Source organism: Streptomyces sp. NPDC031426, from assembly GCF_055581585.1.
Window position 1 is genome coordinate 102,417 of record NZ_JBVIJE010000022.1, and the last position, 22,368, is coordinate 124,784.

Here is a 22,368-nt window from a genome sequence, read left to right on the forward strand (position 1 = left end):
ACCTCCCCCCCCCCCCCTCTCCCCCCCCCCCCCCCCCCTCCCCCCCCCCCCCCACCCCCCCCCCCCCCCCCCCCCCCCCCCCCCCCCCCCCCCCCCCCCCCCCCCCCCCCCCCCCCCCCCCCCGCTGCGGGGGGAAGCACCTGAGCGATCTTTTACGACGGGGGAATCGCGTCAGGCACTGCGGGGGGTGGCAGAGATGGTCCTCAGGTCACGGTCCGTCGGCTCCGCGAGCCGGTGGTCCCGCTGGTCAAGATTCACAAAGATCATTCCGTACCGGACGGCACACCGGACCGGCTGGGGCGCGCCACGCGGCTTGCGCAGGCACCGGTACGCCCGCACGTCCTCGTCCTCGTCCCGCGTCACGACGACCGGCTCACCGAACACGGTCACCATCAGCGAGTCACCGCTGTGGGGGATGGCGGTGACCAGGTCGATGAAGTGCCAGCCGGAGCGGTAGGCGGTGGCCATTTCGCGACGGAAGGACCGGTCGTCGGGTGGAGTGGTCATGCCGTCGCGTCCGCCGGAGTCGACCAGCCGACGTCCGACGGGCTGCCGCCGGGCGCGACGCCCCAGCCGACATCCGTGGGGCCGGCGACGATGCCCCAGCCGACGTCCTGGGCCGTGGTCTGTTGGGTCTTGGTCGTGCTACCCCAGCCGACGTCAAGAGGACCAGCCGCACCGCTGGCCAGCGCGACTACGAAGGCAGTGGCAAGCACCGAGCGAAGCATTCTCTTTTTCATGGTCGGCTTCGTCCTCACTTGATGGCTTCCTCTCCCCCGTGTGACAAGACGATGGCTCATTCAGGCACGTCAATGCCACACAGGAGATGCATCATGTTCCTGCACGTTCAGGACCCTGGGGGGTGGAGATTTGCCAACTAAGCGCACAAAACCGACACATCCTCACGGCATCACAGACCTCTGTGCCGACGGTTCGCGTCTCTACGCCAGTGCCCTCAGTTCCGGACGTATCTCCCGGGACGAGGCCGAGAACGCGCCCTGTCTGCTGGAGTTCGCCCTGCTCCACCCCGATCCGGACGACCCGGGCTGGCTGCGCCCGGTTCCTCCGTCCGTCGTGCTCGCCCAGCAACTGCAGCCCCTGGAGCGCGAGATCCAGGACCGCCGGCGGGCCACCCTGGAACTGGCGGACACCTTCCAGCCGTTCCTGGACATCAGTGCCCAGAAACCGGCGACCACGCACGCGATCACCGTGCTGGAGGGTATCGACCGCATCCACCAGGCGCTCGACGTGGCGATCGCCGAGGCTCGCACCGAGGTCCTGACCGTGCAGCCCGGAGGCAGTCGCCCGGAGCACATCCTCAGCCAGGCGCTCAAGCGCAGCAAGCCCCTGATCGAGCGGGGCATCTCCATGCGCACGCTCTACCAGCACACCGTGCGGCACAGTCAGAGCACGTACGCGTACATGGACCAGATGGCCGGCGCCAAGGTCGAGATCCGCACGCTGGAGGAGCTGATCGAGCGGCTGATCATCTGTGACACGTCGGTCGCCTTCATCCCCGCCCAGGACGACCGGCAGATCGCCCTGGAGCTGCGCCACCCCGGTCTTGTGCAGTACCTCATCAGGGTCTTCGAACAGCTCTGGCAGCGGGCCACCCCGCTGATGGACGAGGTGCCCTACGAATCCACCCCCGAGGGCATCACCGGCGTCCAGCGGTCCATAGCGAAGCTGCTCATCGAGGGCCATGTCGACGAGGCGATCGCCCGCCGGCTCGGCATGAACGTCCGCACCTGCCGGGCGCACATCGCCAAGCTGGCGGCCGCCCTGGGCAGTGGCAGCCGGGCCCAACTCGGCTTTCTCATAGCCCAGTCCGGCATCCTCGACCGCGAGAGCTGACCGTGGTGCGGGAAGAGGACGGCGCCGCGGCGAGCGGACCGCCGCACCGCGGGCACGGTGTGGAGGACCTGTGCGCGGCCGGGGCGTCGCTGTACGAGCGGGCGGTGCGGGAGGGCCGGGTGCGCGCCGAGGACGCCGTACCGGCTCCTTGTCTGGTGGATTTCGGGCTGCTGCATCCCACGGTCGACGACCTCGCCTGGCTGGAGCCCGTCGCGCCCGTCGTCGCGCTGCGCCGGCTGCTGCGGGCGTCCGAGGACCGCATCGCGGAGGAACGGCGGCGCGGTGAGCGGCTGGCCGAGTCGTTCGAGTCGCTGCTGCGGATCGGCGACCCCCGGGGCCCGGCCACGGACACCCCGACGCTCCGGGTCCTCAGCGGGCTGGAGCGCATCAACGGCGCCCTGGACCAGGCCCTGGCCGGCACCTCCGGCGAGCTCCTCGCCATCCAGCCGTACACCGGCCACTTCCGCATCTCCCCCGAGCGCCGCGCGATGGCCCTGGCCCGCGACCAGGCGCTGCTGGACCGCGGGGGCCGGATCCGCACCCTCTACCAGCACACGCTGCGCCACGCCCCCTCGGTCCTCGCCCGCTACGAGGCCCTGGACGGCGATGTAGAGGCGCGCACCCTGGACGAGGTGACGGAGCGGCTGATCGTCGTCGACCGGGCCGTCGCCTTCGTACCCGCGAGCGCGGACCAGTCGCTCGCCCTGGAGGTCCGCCACCCCGCTCTGGTCTCCTTCTTCGTCACGACCTTCGACCGTCTGTGGCGCCTGGCCACCCCCATGTACCCCGAAGCCGCCCAGCCCCCCACCCTGAACGGCGTCACCCCCCGCCAGCGCGCCATCGCCGCCCTTCTGATCGAGGGGCACACCGACGCCGCGATAGCCGCGCGGCTCGGCATGAACGTGCGGACCGCCCGGCTGCACATCGCCAAGCTCGCCGCCACCCTCGGCAGCGAGAACAGGGCTCAACTCGGCTATCTCATCGGGCAGTCCGGGATTCTCGACCAGCAGGGAGAGGTGGACCGGTGACGCATCGGGAGCACGGGGTCGAGGAGTTGTGCGCCGCCGGGGAGAAGGTGTACGAGCGGGCCCTGCGGGAGGGGCGGATACCGGTCGGCGACGCCGCCGACGTGCCCTGCCTGACCGACTTCGGGCTGCTGCACCCGGTCCTGGACGACGTCGGACAGCTCGAACCGGTCGCGCCCGCCGCGGCCCTGCACCGGCTGCTGCGGGCCTCCGCGGCGCGGGTCGCCGAGGAACGGCGGCGCGAGGACCGGCTGGTGGAGCGGTTCGAGTCGCTCCTGCGCGTGGAGGTGCGCAGGACGCCGGGCACCGGCACCGAGCCGGCGATGCTGCGGCTGCTCAGCGGCACCGAGCAGATCAACCGGGCGATCTCCGACGCGATGGTGGACGCCACCGAGGAGTCCCTGACCATCCAGCCGCACGCCGGCCTCACCGGCCCGCGCGGCGAGGCGGCCCGGGACACCGCCTTCGGGCGCGATCAGGCGCTGCTGGACCGCGGCGGCCGGATCCGCACCCTCTACCAGCACACCCTGCGCCATGTGCCGGAGGTGTACGGGCCGTTGGAGCACTTCCGGCGCGGGGACACGGAGGCGCGCAGCCTCGACGAGGTGCCGGACCGGCTCATCGTCATCGACCGCAAGGTCGCCTTCCTCCCCGCCGACGACGACGGCACCCTCGCCCTGGAGGTCCGCCACCCGGCGCTCATCAAGTACTTCGTGACGACCTTCCACCGGCTCTGGCGGCTCGCCACGCCGATGTTCCCGAAGGCGGTGCAGCCCCCGTCGGTGAAGGGCGTGACACCCCGCCAGCGGGCCATCGCCGCCCTCCTCGTCGAGGGCCACACCGACGCCGTCATCGCCGACCGCCTGGGCATGAACATCCGCACCGCCCGGCTGCACATCGCCAAGCTCGCCGCCACCCTCGGCAGCGACAGCCGGGCCCAGCTGGGCTATCTCATCGCACGCTCGGGGATTCTTGATCAGGAGCCGTGAGCGCCGCGGCCGGCAGCCCGGAGCCCCGGTGTCCGTCCAGGCCCACCTGGGCGATCCGGACGCCCAGCTGGGTGCGGCTGGCCGCGCCCAGGGTCTCCGACAGCCGGGCGATATGGGCGCGGCAGGTGCGCACGCTGATGCCGAGCCGCTCGGCGATCACCGCGTCCTGATGGCCCTCGGCGAGCAGCGCGGCGATGGACTGCTCGCGGTGCGAGATGCCCTCGATGCCGGTGTCGGGCAGCGGGGCGGTGAGCGGGATGGCCAGGCGCCAGAGACGCTCGAAGACCGTCACCAGGTACTCCACCAGGGCCGGGTGGCGCAGCTCCAGGGCCATCGTGCGGTCGGCGTTCGCCGGGATGAAGGCCACCGTGCGGTCGAAGAGGATCAGGCGGTCGATGACCTCGTCCAGCGTCCGGGCCTCCACCGTGTCGCCCATCAGCTCCAGGTAGTTCAGCAAGCCCTGGCCGTGGCGGGCCACATGGGTGTAGAGGTCGCGCATGCGCACGCCCCGGCCGCGCAGGGCCAGCGCCCGGTGCAGGCCCTCCGTCAGTTCCGCCTCCCGGCGGATGCCGCCCGGCTGCACGGTGAGCACCTCGGTCGTGCAGGCCTCGGTCGCCTCGTCCATCGCGGCCTGGATCCGGGAGAGCCCGTCCAGCACCCGGATCGCGCTGCCCTCGGCCGGTGCGGCCAGCGCGCCCAGCTGACGGCCGAGCCCGGCGTACCACTCGAAGGCGGCCACCGCCGAGCCCACGCGTTGCTGGCTCTCGCTGACCTCGTCGTAGACCCCGCGCAGCAGCCTGGTCATGACCTCCTGCGGGGAGGTCGGCACCAGCCAGTCCATGTCGTCGGGGTCCGGGTGCAGCAGGCCCAGTTCCAGCAGACAGGGCACCGCCTCGGAGTCAGTGCGCGGCACGCGCCCCCGGCGTACGGCCCGGGAATAGATCCGGTCGCCGGCCGCGCACAGTCGGTCGGCGCCGTGTGGATGCTGCTCCGCCCCGCGCCCGGCCATCGGCCATTTCACCCCCGGTGTGCTGTCACTTCCGCAGCGCAACTATGCGCGGGCGCCGACCGGGTCCGCAACACGGCTCTCCGCAACAGGGCGGCCTTAAAGCGCAGTTATGTCCGGGTATGGGGCAGGCTCCGCCCCTCGCATTGCAACAAGCTGATGGTGGTGGGACGGACTGCGTCACGGCATCGTTGGTCCCGCTTCCCCCGGGTGTCACCTGAGCACCGGACACCCGGAGCGGCCCTGGCCCGGCACCCCCCGCCCCGCCGGGGCCGCGCCCCGCGCCCACGGGGGTGGCGCGAGGCGCTCCGCGCCCCTAGGGACTGCCCTCAGGGGCGCGGGGGAACGCCCCCTACTTCAGACCGAGCGTCGCGCAGGCCGCCTTGTACTTGGCCGTGCAGATGTCGCCCACCGTGTAGATGCCGTCCGCGATGACCGTGGACTTGATGTTGCTCTTGGTCAGGGCCGTCGGCTGGATCAGCTTCGACGGGATGTTCTTGTCGGTGGGGCTGTCGACCTTGTCCTGGGTGAGCGCGTCGAACTGGATGTCCTGACCCTGGACCCTGGCGACGGCCATCTGCGCGGCGGCCTCGGCCTCGTCCGGGTAGGGCTTGTAGACGCTCATGAACTGCTCGCCGGCCACGATCCGCTGGACCGCGTCGAGTTCGGCGTCCTGGCCCGTGATCGGGGGCAGGTTCGTGACGCCGGCCGCCTGCAGGGCCTTGATGACACCGCCGGCCATGCCGTCGTTGGCGGCGTAGACGCCGGCGATGTTGCTCTTGCCGATCACGGCGATCGCCTTGGCCATCTCGGTCTCGGCGAGCTCCGGCTTCCAGTCCGTGGTGTCGTACGACGCCGCGACCGTCACCTTGCCGGTCAGCTCGGAGAGCGCGCCCTGCTTGAACTGCTTGGCGTTGGGGTCGGTGGGCGAGCCGTTCACCATGACGATCTTGCTGGAGGTGTCGGCGCTCGGCCCGAGGCCCTCCAGCAGGGTGCGGCCCTGCACCTCGCCGACGAGCTCGTTGTCGAAGGAGACGTAGGCGTCGATCGGGCCCTCGGCGAGACGGTCGTAGGCGATGACCGGAATGCCCGCATCCTTGGCCTTCTTCACCTCGGGTGCGATGGCGTGCGAGTCGACCGCGTCGAGCATGATGATGTCGACCTTCTCGTCGACCATCTTCTGCATCTGCGAGGCCTGCCGGGATGCGTCCGCGTCGGCGTTGGCGTACTCGACCTTGCCCTGCTTGCGGGTGAGCTGGGCCACCTTGTTCTGGATGATGGGGTAGTCGAACTTGTCGTAACGGGTGTTCGCCTTCTCCGGCAGCAACAGGCCCACGGTGATGTCGTTGCCCTTGCTCGGGCTCGCGCTCGCACCGTCCCCCGTCGCTCCCAGCACGCCGCATCCGGCGAGCGAAAGGGTCATCGTGGATGCGGCCACGGATATGGCGATACGACGCATTCGAGGGCTCACTTCATGTGCGTTCCGGACGTAGGGCTGCTATACGACCCAGGTGTCTGAAAAGACAACGCGGAGGCCACACCCGGCGTCAAGCAGAACCACTTAACGAGTCCGCAACACCACGCTCTGCTGACCCTGTGAAGGAGGCACGGAATCACCTCCAAACACTCTTTACGGACCCTCCATTCAAGGAGAGTTCATGGGTCGGCAAAGATCGGTACAACCAACCCGGTCCTCCGCGAGTCATGATCACCGGCGGCCGTGCGCCGCTTTCCCGACTCGGCCAGAGGACCGAATGAACCCAGCCAGACGCGGGGCCGCCACGGCCGTCGCACTCGCCACCGCCGGTACTTTGCTCAACGCGGTCACCCTGCCCGCCTCCGCCGCCACGACGTGCGCATCGCCGGTCTACAAGCGGACGTTCTACGCGAACACCACGTTCTCCGGCACTCCGAAGAAGACGGACTGCGACACCGTCGTCGACCAGAACTGGACCGGTGCGCCCGTCACCGGGCTGCCGAAGGACAACTTCGGCGTCCGCTGGACCGTCACGCGCGACTTCGGCTCCGGCGGACCCTTCACGTTCGCCGTGTCCGGAACCGACGGCATCCGGGTCTACCTGGACGGCGTCCGCAAGGTGGACCTGTGGTCCAACACCTCCGGCACACGCGCGAAGACCGTCAACGTCACCGTCCCGTCCGGCAAGCACACCCTGCGCGTCGACCACGTCAACTGGACTGGCACCTCGAGCGTCAAGTTCGGCTACACACCGCGGACTTCGCCGGACGTCGACAAGGTCAGGCCGCTCGCCCCGACCGGACTGTCCTGGGACTACTACACCGGTGACCCGGACGGCATCCACGCTGTGCTCAGCTGGAGGGCGAACAAGGAGATGGACCTCGCCGGGTACCGCTTGTACCGGCGGGTGGCCGGCACGAGCACCTACACGCGGGTCGGTACGACGACGGTGCCCCGCCTCAGCGAACGGCCGCCACAGACCGGGCAGTCGTACTACTACGAGGTCCGCGCCTACGACAGGGCCGGCAACGAGTCCACCGGAAGCGCCGACCAGGGCCCGATCCCGTCACGGGACCTGACACCGCCCCCCGCCCCGAAGCTCACCGCGACCGGCTCCGAGGACGCCAACCGGTTGTCCTGGACGGCCGTCAAGGACGCCGTCACCTACCGGGTGTCCCGCAAGGCCGCCGGCGACGCCTCCTTCACCGTGCTCACCGACACCACGGACACCGGCTACACGGACACCAAGGCGGCGTACCGCACCGCCTACGACTACAAGGTCAGCGCGATCGACGCGCACGGCAACGCCGCCGAGTCCGCCGTCGTGAGCGCCACCCGGACCATCACGCCGCCGCAGGCCGTCACGGCGAGCACCGGCAGCGGCGAGGTGGTGCTCGGCTGGACCCAGCCCGCGGACACCACCGGCTACACGGTCCGCCGCGCGGAGGCCTCGGCCGACGGCTCCCGCACCTGGCAGACCATCACCTGTGGTTCGCCCACGAGCGGCACGGACGCCGACGGCAACACCGTGCGCGGCTGCACGGACTACTCCGGCCGCCGCGGCAACACGTACCACTACACGGTGCTGCGCAAGGACTCCTCCGGCCGCTGGTCCGTGCCCTCCGCCGAGGTCACCGCGACCCGGCCCGGCGACGAGACGCCACCACCGGTCGTCACCGGCGTCGCCGCCGAGCCGCTGGAGTACGGCATCCGCCTGTCCTGGCAGCCCAGCACGGCGCCGGACCTGGCGTCCTACCGCCTCTACCAGCAACAGGACGAGTCCTACGACCCCGAGTACCTCGGGGAGGTGAACGCGTCGACCACGCAGACCCTGCTGTCCTGGCCGGCCGACGGCAAGTCGTACCGCCTGTTCGTCGTGGCCGTGGACGTCTACGGCAACTCCCTGACCTACCAGGACGATCCGGACGTCAAGGACTGGAGCGTGCCCGTCGCCTCGGTCCCGGTGACCGCGCTCGACCTGCGGCCCACCTCGGTCCCGGACGCCACGGCGGGCTGCCGGACGACGACCTGGAGGCCCGCGAGCGGGATCAGGGTGGAGCCGTGGTGTCCGTACGAGGACACCTCCTCGGTGACCGGCTTCCACGTCTACCGCTGGGACCGCGCCGAAGCCCGGTTCGTCCGGCTGACCGAGACCCCGGTGGCCAAGAGCCGGGACGGCTGGTTCTGGACCGACACGAACGCCCCGGCCGGCACGACGGTCTACTACATGATCTCCCTCGTCCGGGCGGACGGCACCGAGGCCTTCGCCGAGACCGACTACGCCATCACCCCGCCGAGCGGTTCCTGACACGCCGAAGGGGCCCGCGGAAAGACCGCGGGCCCCTTCACCGTGTTCCACTCAGTCCTGCTGCCGCTTCGGCCGCCACACGACCAGCGCGCTGGTCTGCTGGACCTCCTGGTACGGGACCAGGTCGCGGCGGTAGGAGGCGTGGACGGCCGCCTCGCGCTGCTGCATCGCGGCCGCCGCGCCGTCCAGGGCCGCCTCCAGCTCCACGACCCGGGACTGCAGGGCGGCGACCTGGTTCTCCAGTTCGATGATGCGCTTGATGCCGGCCAGGTTGATGCCCTCGTCCTGCGACAACTGCTGTACCTGGCGGAGCAGTTCGATGTCGCGGGCCGAGTAGCGGCGGCCCCGGCCGGCGGTGCGGTCGGGGGAGACCAGGCCCAGGCGGTCGTACTGGCGCAGCGTCTGCGGGTGGAGTCCGGAGAGCTGGGCCGCCACCGAGATGACGTAGACCGGGGTCTCCTCGGTCAGTTCGTACGGATTACGCCGACGGCCGTCCATCACTCTCAGTCTCCCTTCGCGGCCTCGAACAGCTCCGCCCGCGGGTCCTCGCCCGCGGTCGCCTCGCGATACGCCTCCAGTGCGTCACGAGCCTTCCCCGACAGGTCCTTGGGAACACGCACCTCGACGGTGACCAACAGGTCGCCGCGAGTGCCGTCCTTGCGGACCGCGCCCTTGCCCCGGGCGCGCATGGTGCGGCCGTTGGGCGTGCCGGGCGGCAGTTTCAGGGTGACCGCGGGGCCGCCGAGGGTCGGTACCCGGACCTCGCCGCCGAGGGCCGCCTCGGCGAACGTCACCGGCACGGTGACGGTGAGGTTGTCGTCCTTGCGTCCGAACACCGGGTGCGCACCGACGTGCACCACCACGTACAGGTCGCCCGCCGGTCCGCCGCGCTCGCCGGGCGCGCCCTTGCCGCGCAGCCGGATGCGCTGCCCGTCGGTGACGCCGGCCGGGATGCGGACCTGCATCGTGCGCGAGGACTTGGCGCGGCCGCTGCCCTTGCACTCCAGGCAGGGGTGCTCGGCGATCAGGCCACGGCCCTTGCAGTCGGGGCAGGGGTCGGTGAGCGAGAAGCCGCCGCCGGAGCCGCGGGCGACCTGCCCGGTGCCGACACAGGTCGGGCACACGCGCGGTGTGCCGTTCTTGTCGCCGGTGCCCGAACAGGCCTTGCAGGGTGCCTGGGAGGACATGCGCAGGGGCACCGTGGCGCCCTCGATGGCCTCCGTGAAGCTCAGCGTGACCTCGGTGTCGATGTCCTGGCCGCGCCGCGGCTGGGTACGGGTCGTGCCCGTGCCGCCGCGGTTGAACAGTCCCCCGAAGACGTCACCGAGTCCGCCCCCGAAGCCGCCGCCCTGGGTGGTGGTCCCGCCGCCTCCGAAGAGGTCGCCCAGGTCGAAGTTGAAGGAGCCGCCGGCGCCCGGCCCGGGGCGGAAGCCGCCGTTGCCGAACAGGGCGCGAGCCTCGTCGTACTCCTTGCGCTTCTTGGGGTCGCCGAGGACGTCGTTCGCCTCGGAGATCTCCTTGAAGCGCTCCTCCGCCTTGGCGTTTCCCTTGTTGGCGTCCGGGTGGAACTCGCGGGCGAGCTTCCGGTACGCCTTCTTGATCTCGGCCTCGGTGGCGTCCTTGGGGACGCCGAGGACCTTGTAGTAGTCCTTCTCGATGAAGTCCTTGGTGCTCATCCCCGACGTCCCTCCTTCCCCTTGAGTGTCCTCACGTCAGCCCTCGTCCGGGCCACCGTTCTCCTTGCCATCAGCGGCGCCGGCCTGCTTCGCCTCGGACGCCTTGTCCTCGGCGCCCTCGGCCTTGACGGTCTGCGCGCCGGGCTGCGGCTCGGCGACGGCCACCCGCGCGGGGCGGATGGTGCGCTCGCCGATGCGATACCCGGGCTGCAGGATCGCCACGCAGGTCGTCTCGGTGACGTCCGGCGCGTAGCTGTGCATCAGGGCCTCGTGGATGGTCGGGTCGAAGGGCTCGCCCTCCTTGCCGAACTGCTGCAGGCCCATCTTGGCCGCGACGGTCTCCAGCGACTCGGCCACCGACTTGAAGCCGCCGACCAGTTCGCCGTGTTCCCGCGCGCGGCCGATGTCGTCGAGCACGGGCAGGAGCTCGGTCAGGAGGTTCGCGATGGCGATCTCCTTGACCGTGATCCGGTCCCGCTCGACCCGGCGGCGGTAGTTCTGGTACTCGGCCTGGAGGCGCTGGAGGTCCAGCGTGCGCTCGTGCAGCGCCGTGCGCACCTGGTCCAGCTGGGCCACCAGACCCGCGGTCTCGTTTCCGTCCCCGGCCGGGGCCGCCCCCTCCTCGGGAGCGGCCTTCGGCTCGGCGTCGTCGGGGGTCGCGCCGGAGGGGACGTCGGGCTTCTCCTCGAAGCCCGGGGTCTCCTCCGTCACGCGGCACCGTCCTTGCGCTCGTCGTCCACGATCTCGGCGTCCACCACGTCGTCGTCAGCGGCCTTGCCGCCCTGAGCGGCGCCCTCGGGGCCGCCCGCGGCCTGGGCGTCGGCGTACATGGCCTGGCCCAGCTTCTGCGAGACGGCGGCGACCTTCTCGGTGGCGGTGCGGATCTCGGCGGTGTCCTCGCCCTTGAGGGCTTCCTTCAGCTCGCCGACCGCGGCCTCGACCTCGGTCTTGATCTCGCCGGGGACCTTGTCCTCGTTGTCCTTGAGGAACTTCTCGGTCTGGTAGACGAGCTGCTCGCCCTGGTTGCGGGTCTCGGCGGCCTCGCGGCGGCGGTGGTCCTCCTCCGCGTACTGCTCGGCCTCCTGGCGCATCCGGTCGACCTCGTCCTTCGGCAGCGAGGAGCCGCCGGTGACGGTCATCTTCTGCTCCTTGCCGGTGCCGAGGTCCTTCGCCGTGACGTGCATGATGCCGTTGGCGTCGATGTCGAAGGAGACCTCGATCTGCGGGACGCCACGCGGCGCCGGCGGCAGACCGGTCAGCTCGAACATGCCGAGCTTCTTGTTGTACGCCGCGATCTCGCGCTCGCCCTGGTAGACCTGGATCTGCACGGACGGCTGGTTGTCCTCGGCCGTGGTGAAGATCTCGGAGCGCTTGGTCGGGATCGTGGTGTTGCGCTCGATCAGCTTGGTCATGATGCCGCCCTTGGTCTCGATGCCGAGGGACAGCGGGGTGACGTCGAGCAGCAGGACGTCCTTGACCTCGCCCTTGAGGACACCGGCCTGGAGCGAGGCGCCGATGGCGACGACCTCGTCCGGGTTCACACCCTTGTTGGCCTCCTTGCCGCCGGTCAGCTCCTTGACGAGCTCGGCGACGGCAGGCATACGGGTGGAGCCACCTACGAGGACGACGTGGTCGATCTCGTTGATGGAGATGCCGGCGTCCTTGATGACGTTGTGGAACGGCGTCTTGCAGCGCTCCAGCAGGTCGGCCGTCAGCTGCTGGAACTGGGCGCGGGTGAGCTTCTCGTCCAGGTGCAGCGGGCCCTCGGCGGACGCGGTGATGTACGGCAGGTTGATCGAGGTCTCGGTGGAGGAGGACAGCTCGATCTTGGCCTTCTCGGCGGCCTCACGGAGGCGCTGCAGGGCCATCTTGTCCTTGGACAGGTCCACGCCGTGACCGGACTGGAACTGCTTGACCAGGTAGTCGACGACGCGCTGGTCCCAGTCGTCACCACCGAGGTGGTTGTCACCGTTGGTGGCCTTCACCTCGACGACGCCGTCGCCGATCTCCAGCAGGGACACGTCGAAGGTGCCGCCACCGAGGTCGAAGACGAGGATCGTCTGGTCGTCCTTGTCGAGGCCGTAGGCCAGCGCGGCGGCGGTCGGCTCGTTGACGATGCGCAGGACGTTCAGGCCGGCGATCTCACCGGCCTCCTTGGTCGCCTGACGCTCGGAGTCGTTGAAGTACGCCGGGACGGTGATGACCGCGTCGGTCACCTTCTCGCCCAGGTAGGCCTCGGCGTCCCGCTTCAGCTTCTGCAGGATGAACGCGGAGATCTGCTGCGGGTTGAAGTCCTTGCCGTCGAGCTGGATCTTCCAGTCGGTGCCCATGTGGCGCTTCACCGAGCGGATGGTCCGGTCCACGTTCGTGACCGCCTGGCGCTTGGCGACCTCGCCGACGAGCACCTCGCCGTTCTTGGCGAAGGCGACGACGGACGGCGTGGTCCTGGCGCCCTCGGCGTTGGTGATGACGGTGGGCTCGCCGCCCTCCAGAACGCTGACGACGGAGTTAGTCGTGCCCAGGTCGATGCCGACCGCACGTGCCATGGTTGATTCCTCCAGCTGACTTGAGTGGAACGGACTCAAGTGTGCACGACGGCCCCCGCCCGGTCAACAGACCTGAGTCGAGAGGGCTCAAGTCTTATCCGTTCCTAACACGCAACCGGGCGCTGACCTGCGTCGATGGCATCCGCCGGGGTTGCTGGACAGGGACACGAAGGAGGACGCCGACGATCAGCACCGTCCCTCCGGCCACCCATGCCACGGCCCCGTCCCCCGTCCACCCGGTGTGCACGAGCACCCCCACGAGCACCGAGGCGAAGGAGCCCGCCCCCAGCAGAACGACCGAGCCCTGCGGCGTGAGCCCGAGCGGCCGCAGCCGGTGTACGAGATGGTCGGGGCCGCGCCTGACCAGCGGACGCCCGGCCAGCCGCCGGGAGAGGACCACGAGGACGGCGTCGGCGAGGGCGGGCGCGCCGAGGCAGAACATCACCCCCGCGCTCGGCTCGAATCCGTACCCCGCGCGCGTGAAGACGAGGGACGACGACAGCAGGAACCCGGTGAACAGCGAACCGCAGGCGCCGAGCCCGATCCGCGCGGGATGCCAGTTGTGCATCAGGAAGCCGGTGAGCGCAGCGGCGAGGACGCTCAGCAAGGCGGCGAGCCCGTCCATCAGTTCGGCGGCCGCGCAGGCCCCCGCCCCGAACGCGGTGACGACCCCGACGGTCCCCGCGAGACCGTCCGCGTGATCGAGCCCCTTGAAGGCGAAGGAGGCGAGGACGATCCAGCCCACGGCGAGCAGCCCGCCCGGCACACCCGTCTCCTGGTACGGCACCACGTAGGCCGCCGCCACGGCCGTACCGGCGACGAGCACGCGCGCGCGGATCCGCCAGACGTCACCGGCCAGGCCCAGCGCGGCGAGCGCGGCGGCGGCGATAAGCAGCCGGTCGACCCCGTCCCCGAGCGGCGCGATCGCGGTCCGCTGCCCCACCCAGGCGACGAGACAGGTGACGGCCACCACGGCGAGCCCGCCGAGCAGCGGCAGCCGTCGCTGCCGGCGCCGGTCGAGGATGCCGGCCCGCAGCGCGGGCACCCTGAGCAGCGCCGAGAGTACGGCGGCGAGAAGCAGGGCGGCGGTTGCGGCGGCGATCCCGTAGAGCACGGCTCTAAGGTAGGGGCGAATGTAGCAAATCGGTATGAATAACACGATCTGATGACCCTGGGATGATGCTCGTCACCCCGCACGCGGCTGCATCCCGAAGGAAGATGGGGGTAGTCTCAGACGGACTACATAAGTTACCGCTTAGTAATGTCTGTCAGCTCGGTTAACACGAGGCCGCCTCAGGAGCCCCAATGCAACTCGCCGCGATCATCGTGTCGCTGGTCCTGATCGTGGTCGGCGTGGCACTGTTCGGCCGCGCCCTCCTGCAGATCTACAACTTCATGCGGCTGGGCCAGTCGGTTCCTGCCGGAACGCGGACCAACGACCCCGCACAGCGCACCATGACCGTGGTCAGGGAGTTCCTCGGCCACACCCGGATGAACCGCTGGGGCGTCGTCGGGGTGGCGCACTGGTTCGTGGCGGTGGGCTTCTTCACCCTGCTGCTGACGATCGTCAACGCGATCGGGCAGCTGTTCAAGGCGGACTGGATCCTGCCGGTCATCGGCGAGTGGGCGCCGTACAACGTCTATGTCGAGTTCATCGGCACCATGACGGTCGTCGGCATCCTCGTCCTGATCGCGATCCGCCAGCTGAGCCACCCGCGCACGCCGGGCCGCAAGTCCCGCTTCGCGGGCTCCAACTTCGGCCAGGCGTACTTCGTCGAGGCCGTCATCCTGATCGTCGGCGTGTGCATCTTCATGCTGCACGCCCTCGAAGGCGCCCAGCACCACGTCGACGGCTACGAGGCCTCCTTCTTCATCTCGTACCCGGTGGTGTCGTGGCTGAAGGGCATGGACGTCTCCACGCTCCAGAACCTCACCTACTTCTTCGCCGGCCTGAAGATCGCGACCTCCTTCATCTGGATGATCGTGGTCGCCCTGAAGACCGACATGGGTGTGGCCTGGCACCGCTTCCTGGCGTTCCCGAACATCTTCTTCAAGCGCAACGCCACCGGTGAGACCTCCCTCGGCGCCCTGCTGCCGATGACCTCCGGCGGCAAGCCGATCGACTTCACCGACCCCGGCGAGGACGACGTCTTCGGCGTCTCCCAGGTCGAGCAGTTCTCCTGGAAGGGCCTGCTGGACTTCTCCACCTGCACCGAGTGCGGCCGCTGCCAGTCGCAGTGCCCCGCCTGGAACACCGGCAAGCCGCTCTCCCCGAAGCTGCTGATCATGTCCCTGCGGGACCACGCGCACGCCAAGGCGCCGTACCTGCTGGCCGGCGGCGGCAAGACCATGGAGGGCGAGGAGAAGGCCTCCGAGGAGCAGCTCGCTTCGGTGCCCGCGGCGGCGCTGGCGGAGGCCGAGCGCCCGCTGATCGGCACCGCCGAGGAGAACGGCGTCATCGACCCGGACGTGCTGTGGTCCTGCACCACCTGCGGCGCCTGCGTCGAGCAGTGCCCGGTGGACATCGAGCACGTCGACCACATCGTCGACATGCGCCGCTACCAGGTCATGATCGAGAGCGCCTTCCCCTCCGAGGCGGGCACGATGCTCAAGAACCTGGAGAAGAAGGGCAACCCCTGGGGCCTGGCCAAGAAGCAGCGCCTGGAGTGGACCAAGGAGGTCGACTTCGAGGTCCCGGTCGTCGGCAAGGACATCGAGGACCTCACCGAGGTCGAGTACCTGTACTGGGTCGGCTGTGCCGGCGCCCTGGAGGACCGCGCCAAGAAGACCACCAAGGCCTTCGCCGAGCTGCTGCACATCGCGGGCGTCAAGTTCGCGATCATGGGCGGCGACGAGAAGTGCACCGGTGACTCCGCCCGCCGCCTCGGCAACGAGCCCCTGTTCCAGGAGCTCGGCATGGAGAACGTGGCCGCGCTGAACATGGCCTTCGGCGAGGAGACCGACGAGGACGGCAACGTCACGCCGGAGTCCAAGAAGCCGAAGTCCGCGAAGAAGATCGTCGCCACCTGCCCGCACTGCCTCAACACGATCGGCAACGAGTACCCGCAGCTCGGCGGCGACTACGAGGTCATCCACCACACCCAGCTGCTGCAGCACCTGGTGGACGAGGGCAAGCTGGTCCCGGTCACACCGGTCGAGGGCATCATCACCTACCACGACCCGTGCTACCTGGGCCGCCACAACAAGATCTACACGCCCCCGCGCGAGATCATCGGCAAGGTCCCGGGCCTGCGCAACGAGGAGATGCACCGCCACAAGGAGCGCGGCTTCTGCTGCGGCGCGGGTGGCGCCCGGATGTGGATGGAAGAGCGCATCGGCAAGCGCATCAACAACGAGCGCGTCGACGAGGCGCTGTCGTTGAACCCCGACATCGTGTCGACGGCCTGCCCGTTCTGCCTGGTCATGCTCACGGACTCGGTCAACGGCAAGAAGAACGAGGGCAAGGCCAAGGAGTCCATCCAGGTCGTGGACGTGGCCCAGCTGCTCCTCGACTCGGTGAAGACCCCGGTCGACCCGGCCGGCGAGCCGGAGAGCGAGAACGAGCCGGAGCCCGCGCCGGTGAAGTGACACCGGCCGTCCCGGTCGTACGGCGCCCCCTGCCCCGCACAGGCAGGGGGCGCCGTCGTTCCACCCCGGCGGCTGAGCCCGGCTGTCACAAACCCGGCCGCTGCGCTGTCCTGCTGCTGTACGGAAGCAATACAGCGAACGGAGACAGTGATGAGGATCGTGGTTGTCGGCGGTACCGGGCTCATCGGCTCGCAGGTGGTCGCGCTGCTGCGCAACAGCGGTCACGAGGCCGTGCCCGCCACTCCCTCCACCGGAGTCAACGCCTACACCGGCGAGGGCCTGGCGGATGCGCTCAAGGGCGCCGACGTGGTCGTTGACGTGTCGAACTCCCCCTCCTTCGACACCGAGCCGGCCCTGGACTTCTTCACCCGCTCGGCGCAGCACCTGTTCGCGGCCGAGAAGGCGGCGGGGGTCCGCCACCACGTCACCCTCTCCATCGTGGGCGTCGACCAGGTACCCGACTACGGCTACTACCGGGCCAAGGCCGCCCAGGAGCGGGCCGTGCGCGACAGCGGAGTGCCCTACAGCCTCGTGCGCGCCACCCAGTTCTTCGAGTTCATCGCCCCGGTGATGGACATGTGCACGGAGGGCAAGCAGGTCCACCTGCCGTCCAACCGGCTGCGCCCGATGGCCTCCGCCGACGTCGCCGCCGCCGTCGCCGACGCGGCGCAGGGCGAACCGTCGTACGGCATCCGGAACATCGCGGGCCCCGAGGTGCACCGGCTCGACCGGCTCGGCGAGCTGACCCTGACAGCCAGGCCGGACGGCCGTTCAGTGGTCACCGACGAGTCCGCGAGCCCGTTCGCGGGCATGCCCGACGTCCTCACCGGCGACGACACCGCGCACCTCGCGACCACCCGCTACGAGGACTGGCTCAAGCGAAGCTGACCGATACGCCCCCGACCATCCGTACAGGACGGGATTGGCAGATCCGTTCCACCGGCCCGATCCGAACGCGTAGGTCAGGGACCCGGGGTTCGACTCCACCTGGAACAGATCCGCCCATCGTCTACGCCCCCTTGGGCCCCGCCTGCTGCACCACCTCGAAGGACCACAGGGTGGAGCCGGAAGCCGCGGGCTTCGGGCGCTCGGCGCCCTCTCCGCCCTGGTGCGCGGCCTTCATCGGTCCCTCCAGCCACGCCTGGAAGGACTCCTCGTCACGCCAGCGCGTGTAGACGAGGTAGGTGTCGGTGCCCTCGACGGGACGCAGCAGCTCGAACCACTCGAAACCGTCGGAGCTCTCCACCGCGTGGGCCCGGGAGGCGAACCTCTTCTCCAGCACCTCCCGCTGCTCGGCGGGGACGGTCAGCACGTTGATTTTTACTACGCTAGGCACATGACACCTCTCGTCAAACGGGGCTCCGACTGGACCCCTAATCTGGACCATGTGCGCGCAGTGTCCTACATCCGACAGTCAAGGAAGCGTGAGGACGACTCCGCGTCGTCCCCCGAAGCACAGCGGACCAAGTGCGAGGCGCTGATCACGGCCAAGGGTTGGGACAACGCCGGTCACTTCGCTGACGTTGGCAAATCCGGCTGGGACCCCAAAGTGCTCCGCCCCGCGTTCGAAGAGATGATGTCCGCCGTTCGCGCCGGACACGTAGACGCAGTGGTTGTCTTCTCGCTGTCCCGGCTCACCCGACAGGGCGCCCTCGAAGCGATGCTGATCAACGAGGAACTTGCCAAATACGGCGTACTGCTCGTCAGCGTCGAAGAGCCCTACTTGGACACGTCTACTCCCATGGGCGTTGCGATCTTCGGCCTCATCGCTGCGCTGGCTCAGCAAGAGTCAGACCTGAAGTCGGCGTACATCACGGCGACTAAAGAGACCCTGCGCGCTGCTGGCTCCCACGTGTCCGGCATGGCCCCGTACGGCTTCCAGTCGAGCCGTGAGCCGCGCGGGGACCTGGTGGTGGTCAAGCTGGTCCCGGACCCGGCAGAGGCACCGCACGTGCGCCAGATGGTCGAGTGGGCGTTGTCCGGCGTAGCCGCATCTGCCATTGCCCGCAGGCTGAACACAGACGGCGTGCCGACCAAAGCGGCGGACATGACAGCGCGCGTGGCCGCCCGGCGGGGCAGGGGCATAAGTGAGCCGCTGGAACGCACCGCGTGGGTGTCCTCGACCGTGCTGCGCATCCTGCGTGATCCTCGCCTTGCTGGCTATGCCGCTGAACGCCAGGGCACCAAGCAAGTCATTCTGCGCGACGATTCCGGCGCTCCCCTGATAGCACATGAGGGCATCGTTCCCGCAGACGACTGGTGGCGCCTTCAGGATGTTCTAGACGGCCGTACGCCGCAGGTTGTGAGGCAGGGTGGCCGGTCTGTGCCGTCGCTGCTCGGCGGGGCAGGGATGCTGTTCTGTGAGGTGTGCGGATCGTCCATGGTGACCGACCGACGCAACGGCAAGCAGCTCTACCGGTGCAACCGGGCCCAGTCCGGCGCTGTGCCGGGACATGGTGGCCTGGCCATCAACATGGAGACCGCCGACGATGTGGTCGCCCGCACCGTGTGGACGCGCCTGACTGCGCTGGACCCCGAGGACCGCGAAGACCTGGAATGGCTTGGGGAGGCAGCGCGCCGATTTGCTGCCCAGGCAGACACGGGCGAGCGACAGGCCGAACTAGCCGCCACGCGGGCTGAGTTGGAGCACGTATGGGAAGCCCTCCGCACGCTGTACGCCGACCGGCAGGCAGGGCTGTACGCCGGGGCGACCGGCACGGCCATGTTCGCTGAATCCGTCGAGCGGCTGACTGCCCATGAGGCTCGCGTGAGTGAGCGCGTAGCTGAGCTGGGTCGGGATGAGAGCGGCACCGTGGCCATCCCCTCGGAGTGGACGACCCCGGAGGGCGACCCCATCGGGCCGGAGTCGACGTGGGGCAGTTGGGACCTGGAGCAGCGACGTAGCTTCCTGGCATTCTTCCTCGACCGCATCACCATCGCTAAGTCCGTGGGCCGTGGCCGGAACGCGAACACAGAGGATCGGGTGACTGTGCACTGGGCAGAGACGCTAGCCAAGTAGGCGCCTGAGCGCCATTCACGGCCCGTTGTCGGTAATCCCCGGTGGCGGGCCGTTCGGCTCTCCTAGAGGTGCGGGTGCCCTCCTGAGCTGCTGCCGGCGGCTATGTCTAGAGTCAGGCATGGTGTCGCACTTCGATTCGGGTCTGCCGCCCGCGCCGGTACTTCTTCGGCAGCTGGGCCAGGGCGACGGGCGGCACTGATGTGGTCGGCGGCCGTGTTCGAGCCCGCGTTGCCCGGCCTCAGCAGGGCCGCCACCGGCTCGCCGGTTCCGCCCGGCCCGTGGCCGACGAACCCCATCAGCGGGTGGTGGCCTTAGGTCTTCTTCCAGGTCGGGGCAGCATCCTGCTTGTCCGAGTGCGCAACGACCAGCACTCCGTCCAGGTCCACGGTCACCCGCCCGTCGGCGTCCGGAGCCCGACCTGCAGCCAACTTCCAGACCTGGTTGCGGGCTTCGGCCCGAGCCGCGCGGATCGCGGTCAGTGCGTTCCCGTCGGCGGTGGCGAGGGCGTCGATCAGGCGGGAGACCGTCGGGTCGGAGGCCACCGGTCCGAACACGGCCGGTTCGGACCGCAGCAGTGCGACGTCGGCGAGGCAGTCTCCGCCGAGCGCGACCGCCAGCGCGAGGTCCAGGAGAACCTTGCCCGGGTCGTGGACGGCCCGCGGTTTGCGCCAGGGGGCGAGCGCTGCGGAGGTGGCCCGGTCAAGGCCGATCCTGCGGGCCGTTTCGACCAGCAGGACCGAACCGGCCTGCGAGACCACGGCTCGGCCGTCGTCCCGGACACGGACATGGGGGTAGGACCCGGTAGGCTGCTTCACCTGGAAAGTGCCTCCGACAGGGGCGGGAAAAGGGACCTCAGCAATCCTCATTGTCGCTGGTCAGAGGCACTTTTCGCCTACCTGACCGCCTGTCGGACAGCCCGCTTCATGAAAGCGCGAGGCTAGAACCCGAACCACGTCCGCCAGGCACTTCAGGAACAGCTGCCTCCCATCCTCCGTGCGCCCTGGCAGTGCCATGAACCCTTGCGCGGCGCTCCCCGCGCCTCTCGCAGCCGTCTCGCTTCCGCGTCAACAGCCAACTGTCCCTACCCCTGTCCCGCTGACCCCCTATCGGCATACGGGGGTCGCGCGGTTCGCCGCAGGTCAGCGCTATGTGCTTACCTTGACCACTTCATTTTCTTCACCACACTCATGCCACCATCCTGACCCACCACCCTCGCGCTCCGCCGCCACCCCGGGGTGTCGCCGCCAGTCGAACACGTGCGACCCCGGTTCAGCCGACCGAAGCGCCGTTGCACTGCGAGCCGGTGGGGGACTGGAAACCCTGGAAATCCCCTGGACCGTCCCCTGACGGTCCCTTAGGGGATGTCACAGGTCGGCCGCAAAGCCGGGCCCGGACGCCCGGGCCCGGCACGTCACTCTTTGAGACCAGGTACGTTCGATGACGTGGCTGGATTCAGGATCGGACGCGGGGGCCGGGACAACCGCACCCCTCAAGGACAGCAGGCGCCGCAGGGACCGTCGTACGGCCGGCCCGGACCGCAGCACGGTCAGCCGGGGCCGTCGTACGGACAGCCCGCGGGGCCCGCGTACGGCTACCCGCAGGCGCCGCAGCGGTCGTACCCGCAGCCGGGACAGCGGTCGTACCCGCAGCAGGGGGGTCGGCCGAGGCAGCAGTCGTACGGCCGGCAGGGCCAGTCGTACGGATATCCGGGTCCGGCCGGTGACGGGCCGGAGTACTTCGGGGACGACGGCGGCTACCCGGGCGGCGGCGCTCCCGGTCGGGACCCGTACGCGGCCGACAGCCCGGGCCACACCCAGGCGTTCTCGATCGACGAGGCCGCCGCTTACACACAGGGTGCGACCTACCAGGCCGGCTCGGCCGCGGCGCCCGCCGCACCGCCGGGCCCGCCGCTGCACTGGAAGGAGCTGCTGAAGGGGATCGTCCTCTCCCCCGACCAGACCTTCCTGCGCATGCGGGACTACACGATGTGGGCCCCGGCGCTCATCACCACGTTCCTCTACGGCCTGCTGGCCGTCTTCGGCTTCGACGGCGCCCGCAAGGACGCGATCGGCGCCACGCTCTCCAACGCGGTGCCGATCGTGCTGATCACGGCGGTCGTGATGGTGCTCGGCCTGTTCGTCCTGGGCGTGGTCACCCACACCCTGGCCCGTCAGCTCGGCGGCGACGGCGCCTGGCAGCCGACGGTCGGCCTGTCCATGCTGATCACGGCCCTCACGGACGCGCCGCGGCTCCTGGTCGCGATGTTCGTCGGCGGCGACGCGACCTTCGTCCAGCTGCTCGGCTGGGCCACCTGGATCGGCGCGGGCGCCCTGCTGACCCTGATGGTCTCCCGCTCCCACGACCTGCCGTGGCCGAGGGCGCTGGGGGCCTCGGCGATCCAGCTGATCGCGCTGCTGTCGATCGTGAAGCTGGGCACGTTCTAGTCCCTCGTCCCAGTCTCCTCTGATCGCAAAAGAGCTCCCGGCACGACAGCCGGGGGCTCTTCTAAATCATTGAGTGCCTGCCCTTGTCATCCCGTCCCTTAAAGCCCGAGATTCGTCACCAGGGACGACGAAAAGTCGATCGCGTGAAGTCGCTTTTCAACTTACCGGCCTGTTGTCCGGCGGGGCAGGCCGGCCGGACAACAGGCGCGCACGTAAAACAGTCCGGCGACCGGGTGCCTGTGCACCAGCGGCCGCCGGACTGTGAAGTTCAGCCGTTGTTGTTATTGTTGTTGTTGTTCGCGGCCCCGCCGCCGTTGTTGTTATTGTTGTTGTTGTTCGCGGCCCCGCCGTTGTTGTTGTTATTGTTGTTGTTGTTCGCGGCCCCGCCGCCGTTGTTGTTGTTGTTGTTGTTCGCGGCCCCGCCGTTGTTGTTGTT

Annotated in this window: 18 protein-coding genes and 1 pseudogene; 8 read left to right on the top strand and 11 right to left on the bottom strand. The window is 69.5% G+C overall.

What is annotated here, in order from left to right:
• Positions 1–171: 171 nt before the first annotated feature.
• Together ACZ5NH_RS33735 and ACZ5NH_RS33740 are read right to left on the bottom strand one after the other, a co-directional pair.
• Positions 172–507, bottom strand: coding sequence for a hypothetical protein (locus ACZ5NH_RS33735; protein WP_388623321.1), 336 nt, complete (start codon positions 505–507; stop codon positions 172–174).
• The gene (locus ACZ5NH_RS33740; RefSeq protein WP_468780713.1) at positions 504–716 is read right to left on the bottom strand and encodes a hypothetical protein; all 213 of its coding nucleotides are present in this window, start codon (positions 714–716) and stop codon (positions 504–506) included. Before ACZ5NH_RS33740 ends, ACZ5NH_RS33735 begins: the two co-directional genes overlap by 4 nt.
• A gap of 154 nt (positions 717–870) precedes the next feature.
• Here ACZ5NH_RS33740 and ACZ5NH_RS33745 point away from each other — a divergent pair, with 154 nt between their 5' ends.
• The 3 genes from ACZ5NH_RS33745 to ACZ5NH_RS33755 are packed head-to-tail and all read left to right on the top strand — an operon-like array spanning position 871 to position 3,868.
• Positions 871–1,854: a helix-turn-helix transcriptional regulator gene (locus ACZ5NH_RS33745; protein ID WP_388623315.1), complete on the top strand. Its 984-nt coding sequence runs from the start codon at positions 871–873 to the stop codon at positions 1,852–1,854.
• A gap of 2 nt (positions 1,855–1,856) precedes the next feature.
• Entirely contained in the window at positions 1,857–2,882 is a 1,026-nt protein-coding gene (locus ACZ5NH_RS33750) for a helix-turn-helix transcriptional regulator (RefSeq protein WP_468780715.1), read from the top strand.
• Complete coding sequence (locus ACZ5NH_RS33755; RefSeq protein WP_468780717.1) at positions 2,879–3,868, top strand: helix-turn-helix transcriptional regulator; 990 nt, start codon at positions 2,879–2,881, stop codon at positions 3,866–3,868. Before ACZ5NH_RS33750 ends, ACZ5NH_RS33755 begins: the two co-directional genes overlap by 4 nt.
• On the opposite strand, the gene ACZ5NH_RS33760 is transcribed toward ACZ5NH_RS33755, so the two are convergent.
• Both ACZ5NH_RS33760 and ACZ5NH_RS33765 read right to left on the bottom strand, forming a co-directional pair.
• Entirely contained in the window at positions 3,831–4,877 is a 1,047-nt protein-coding gene (locus ACZ5NH_RS33760; RefSeq protein ID WP_468780719.1) for a helix-turn-helix transcriptional regulator, read from the bottom strand. The genes ACZ5NH_RS33755 and ACZ5NH_RS33760 overlap by 38 nt on opposite strands.
• Positions 4,878–5,226: 349 nt before the next feature.
• Entirely contained in the window at positions 5,227–6,333 is a 1,107-nt protein-coding gene (locus tag ACZ5NH_RS33765; protein ID WP_468780722.1) for a sugar ABC transporter substrate-binding protein, read from the bottom strand.
• Between the two features lie 295 nt (positions 6,334–6,628).
• Here ACZ5NH_RS33765 and ACZ5NH_RS33770 point away from each other — a divergent pair, with 295 nt between their 5' ends.
• Positions 6,629–8,659, top strand: a complete 2,031-nt coding sequence (locus tag ACZ5NH_RS33770) for a PA14 domain-containing protein (RefSeq protein ID WP_468780724.1) — start codon at positions 6,629–6,631, stop codon at positions 8,657–8,659.
• Between the two features lie 51 nt (positions 8,660–8,710).
• On the opposite strand, the gene ACZ5NH_RS33775 is transcribed toward ACZ5NH_RS33770, so the two are convergent.
• From ACZ5NH_RS33775 to ACZ5NH_RS33795, 5 genes are all read right to left on the bottom strand, one after another.
• The gene (locus ACZ5NH_RS33775; protein WP_365582585.1) at positions 8,711–9,157 is read right to left on the bottom strand and encodes a heat shock protein transcriptional repressor HspR; all 447 of its coding nucleotides are present in this window, start codon (positions 9,155–9,157) and stop codon (positions 8,711–8,713) included.
• Between the two features lie 5 nt (positions 9,158–9,162).
• On the bottom strand, positions 9,163–10,335 hold the full coding sequence (gene dnaJ / locus ACZ5NH_RS33780; protein ID WP_388623298.1) for a molecular chaperone DnaJ: 1,173 nt from the start codon (positions 10,333–10,335) through the stop codon (positions 9,163–9,165).
• A gap of 36 nt (positions 10,336–10,371) precedes the next feature.
• Positions 10,372–11,046, bottom strand: a complete 675-nt coding sequence (gene grpE, locus ACZ5NH_RS33785; RefSeq protein WP_468780727.1) for a nucleotide exchange factor GrpE — start codon at positions 11,044–11,046, stop codon at positions 10,372–10,374.
• Positions 11,043–12,881 carry a molecular chaperone DnaK gene (dnaK, locus tag ACZ5NH_RS33790; RefSeq protein WP_388623293.1) on the bottom strand — a complete coding sequence of 613 codons (1,839 nt, stop codon included), beginning with the start codon at positions 12,879–12,881 and terminating at the stop codon, positions 11,043–11,045. Before dnaK ends, grpE begins: the two co-directional genes overlap by 4 nt.
• A gap of 94 nt (positions 12,882–12,975) precedes the next feature.
• Entirely contained in the window at positions 12,976–13,995 is a 1,020-nt protein-coding gene (locus tag ACZ5NH_RS33795) for an MraY family glycosyltransferase (RefSeq protein ID WP_468780729.1), read from the bottom strand.
• Positions 13,996–14,186: 191 nt separating this feature from the next.
• Between ACZ5NH_RS33795 and ACZ5NH_RS33800 the strand changes: the two genes are divergently transcribed.
• Entirely contained in the window at positions 14,187–16,469 is a 2,283-nt protein-coding gene (locus tag ACZ5NH_RS33800) for a (Fe-S)-binding protein (RefSeq protein WP_468780730.1), read from the top strand.
• Positions 16,470–16,619: 150 nt separating this feature from the next.
• A complete protein-coding gene (locus ACZ5NH_RS33805) occupies positions 16,620–17,357 on the top strand; it encodes an SDR family oxidoreductase (RefSeq protein WP_468780732.1) in 738 nt (245 codons plus the stop codon).
• A 121-nt stretch (positions 17,358–17,478) separates the two neighbouring features.
• Here the strand turns inward: ACZ5NH_RS33805 and ACZ5NH_RS33810 are convergent, their stop codons facing one another.
• Positions 17,479–17,805, bottom strand: coding sequence for an antibiotic biosynthesis monooxygenase family protein (locus tag ACZ5NH_RS33810; RefSeq protein ID WP_451007974.1), 327 nt, complete (start codon positions 17,803–17,805; stop codon positions 17,479–17,481).
• Here ACZ5NH_RS33810 and ACZ5NH_RS33815 point away from each other — a divergent pair, their 5' ends adjacent.
• Complete coding sequence (locus ACZ5NH_RS33815) at positions 17,806–19,488, top strand: recombinase family protein (protein ID WP_468780734.1); 1,683 nt, start codon at positions 17,806–17,808, stop codon at positions 19,486–19,488.
• A gap of 133 nt (positions 19,489–19,621) precedes the next feature.
• Here ACZ5NH_RS33815 and ACZ5NH_RS33820 read toward each other — a convergent pair.
• Positions 19,622–20,303 (bottom strand): annotated as a pseudogene (locus ACZ5NH_RS33820) (transposase); the annotation flags it as partial.
• A 546-nt stretch (positions 20,304–20,849) separates the two neighbouring features.
• Here ACZ5NH_RS33820 and ACZ5NH_RS33825 point away from each other — a divergent pair.
• Entirely contained in the window at positions 20,850–21,932 is a 1,083-nt protein-coding gene (locus tag ACZ5NH_RS33825) for a Yip1 family protein (protein ID WP_468780736.1), read from the top strand.
• Positions 21,933–22,368: the final 436 nt, after the last annotated feature.

Bases quoted from the DNA above. Each gene is read 5' to 3' on its own strand.
- ACZ5NH_RS33735 (WP_388623321.1), bottom strand. From the start codon at position 507: ATGACCACTCCACCCGACGACCGGTCCTTCCGTCGCGAAATGGCCACC.
- ACZ5NH_RS33760 (WP_468780719.1), bottom strand. From the start codon at position 4,877: ATGGCCGGGCGCGGGGCGGAGCAGCATCCACACGGCGCCGACCGACTG.
- ACZ5NH_RS33765 (WP_468780722.1), bottom strand. From the start codon at position 6,333: ATGCGTCGTATCGCCATATCCGTGGCCGCATCCACGATGACCCTTTCG.
- ACZ5NH_RS33770 (WP_468780724.1), top strand. From the start codon at position 6,629: ATGAACCCAGCCAGACGCGGGGCCGCCACGGCCGTCGCACTCGCCACC.
- ACZ5NH_RS33775 (WP_365582585.1), bottom strand. From the start codon at position 9,157: ATGGACGGCCGTCGGCGTAATCCGTACGAACTGACCGAGGAGACCCCG.
- dnaJ (WP_388623298.1), bottom strand. From the start codon at position 10,335: ATGAGCACCAAGGACTTCATCGAGAAGGACTACTACAAGGTCCTCGGC.
- dnaK (WP_388623293.1), bottom strand. From the start codon at position 12,881: ATGGCACGTGCGGTCGGCATCGACCTGGGCACGACTAACTCCGTCGTC.
- ACZ5NH_RS33800 (WP_468780730.1), top strand. From the start codon at position 14,187: ATGCAACTCGCCGCGATCATCGTGTCGCTGGTCCTGATCGTGGTCGGC.
- ACZ5NH_RS33805 (WP_468780732.1), top strand. From the start codon at position 16,620: ATGAGGATCGTGGTTGTCGGCGGTACCGGGCTCATCGGCTCGCAGGTG.
- ACZ5NH_RS33815 (WP_468780734.1), top strand. From the start codon at position 17,806: ATGACACCTCTCGTCAAACGGGGCTCCGACTGGACCCCTAATCTGGAC.
- ACZ5NH_RS33825 (WP_468780736.1), top strand. From the start codon at position 20,850: ATGTCACAGGTCGGCCGCAAAGCCGGGCCCGGACGCCCGGGCCCGGCA.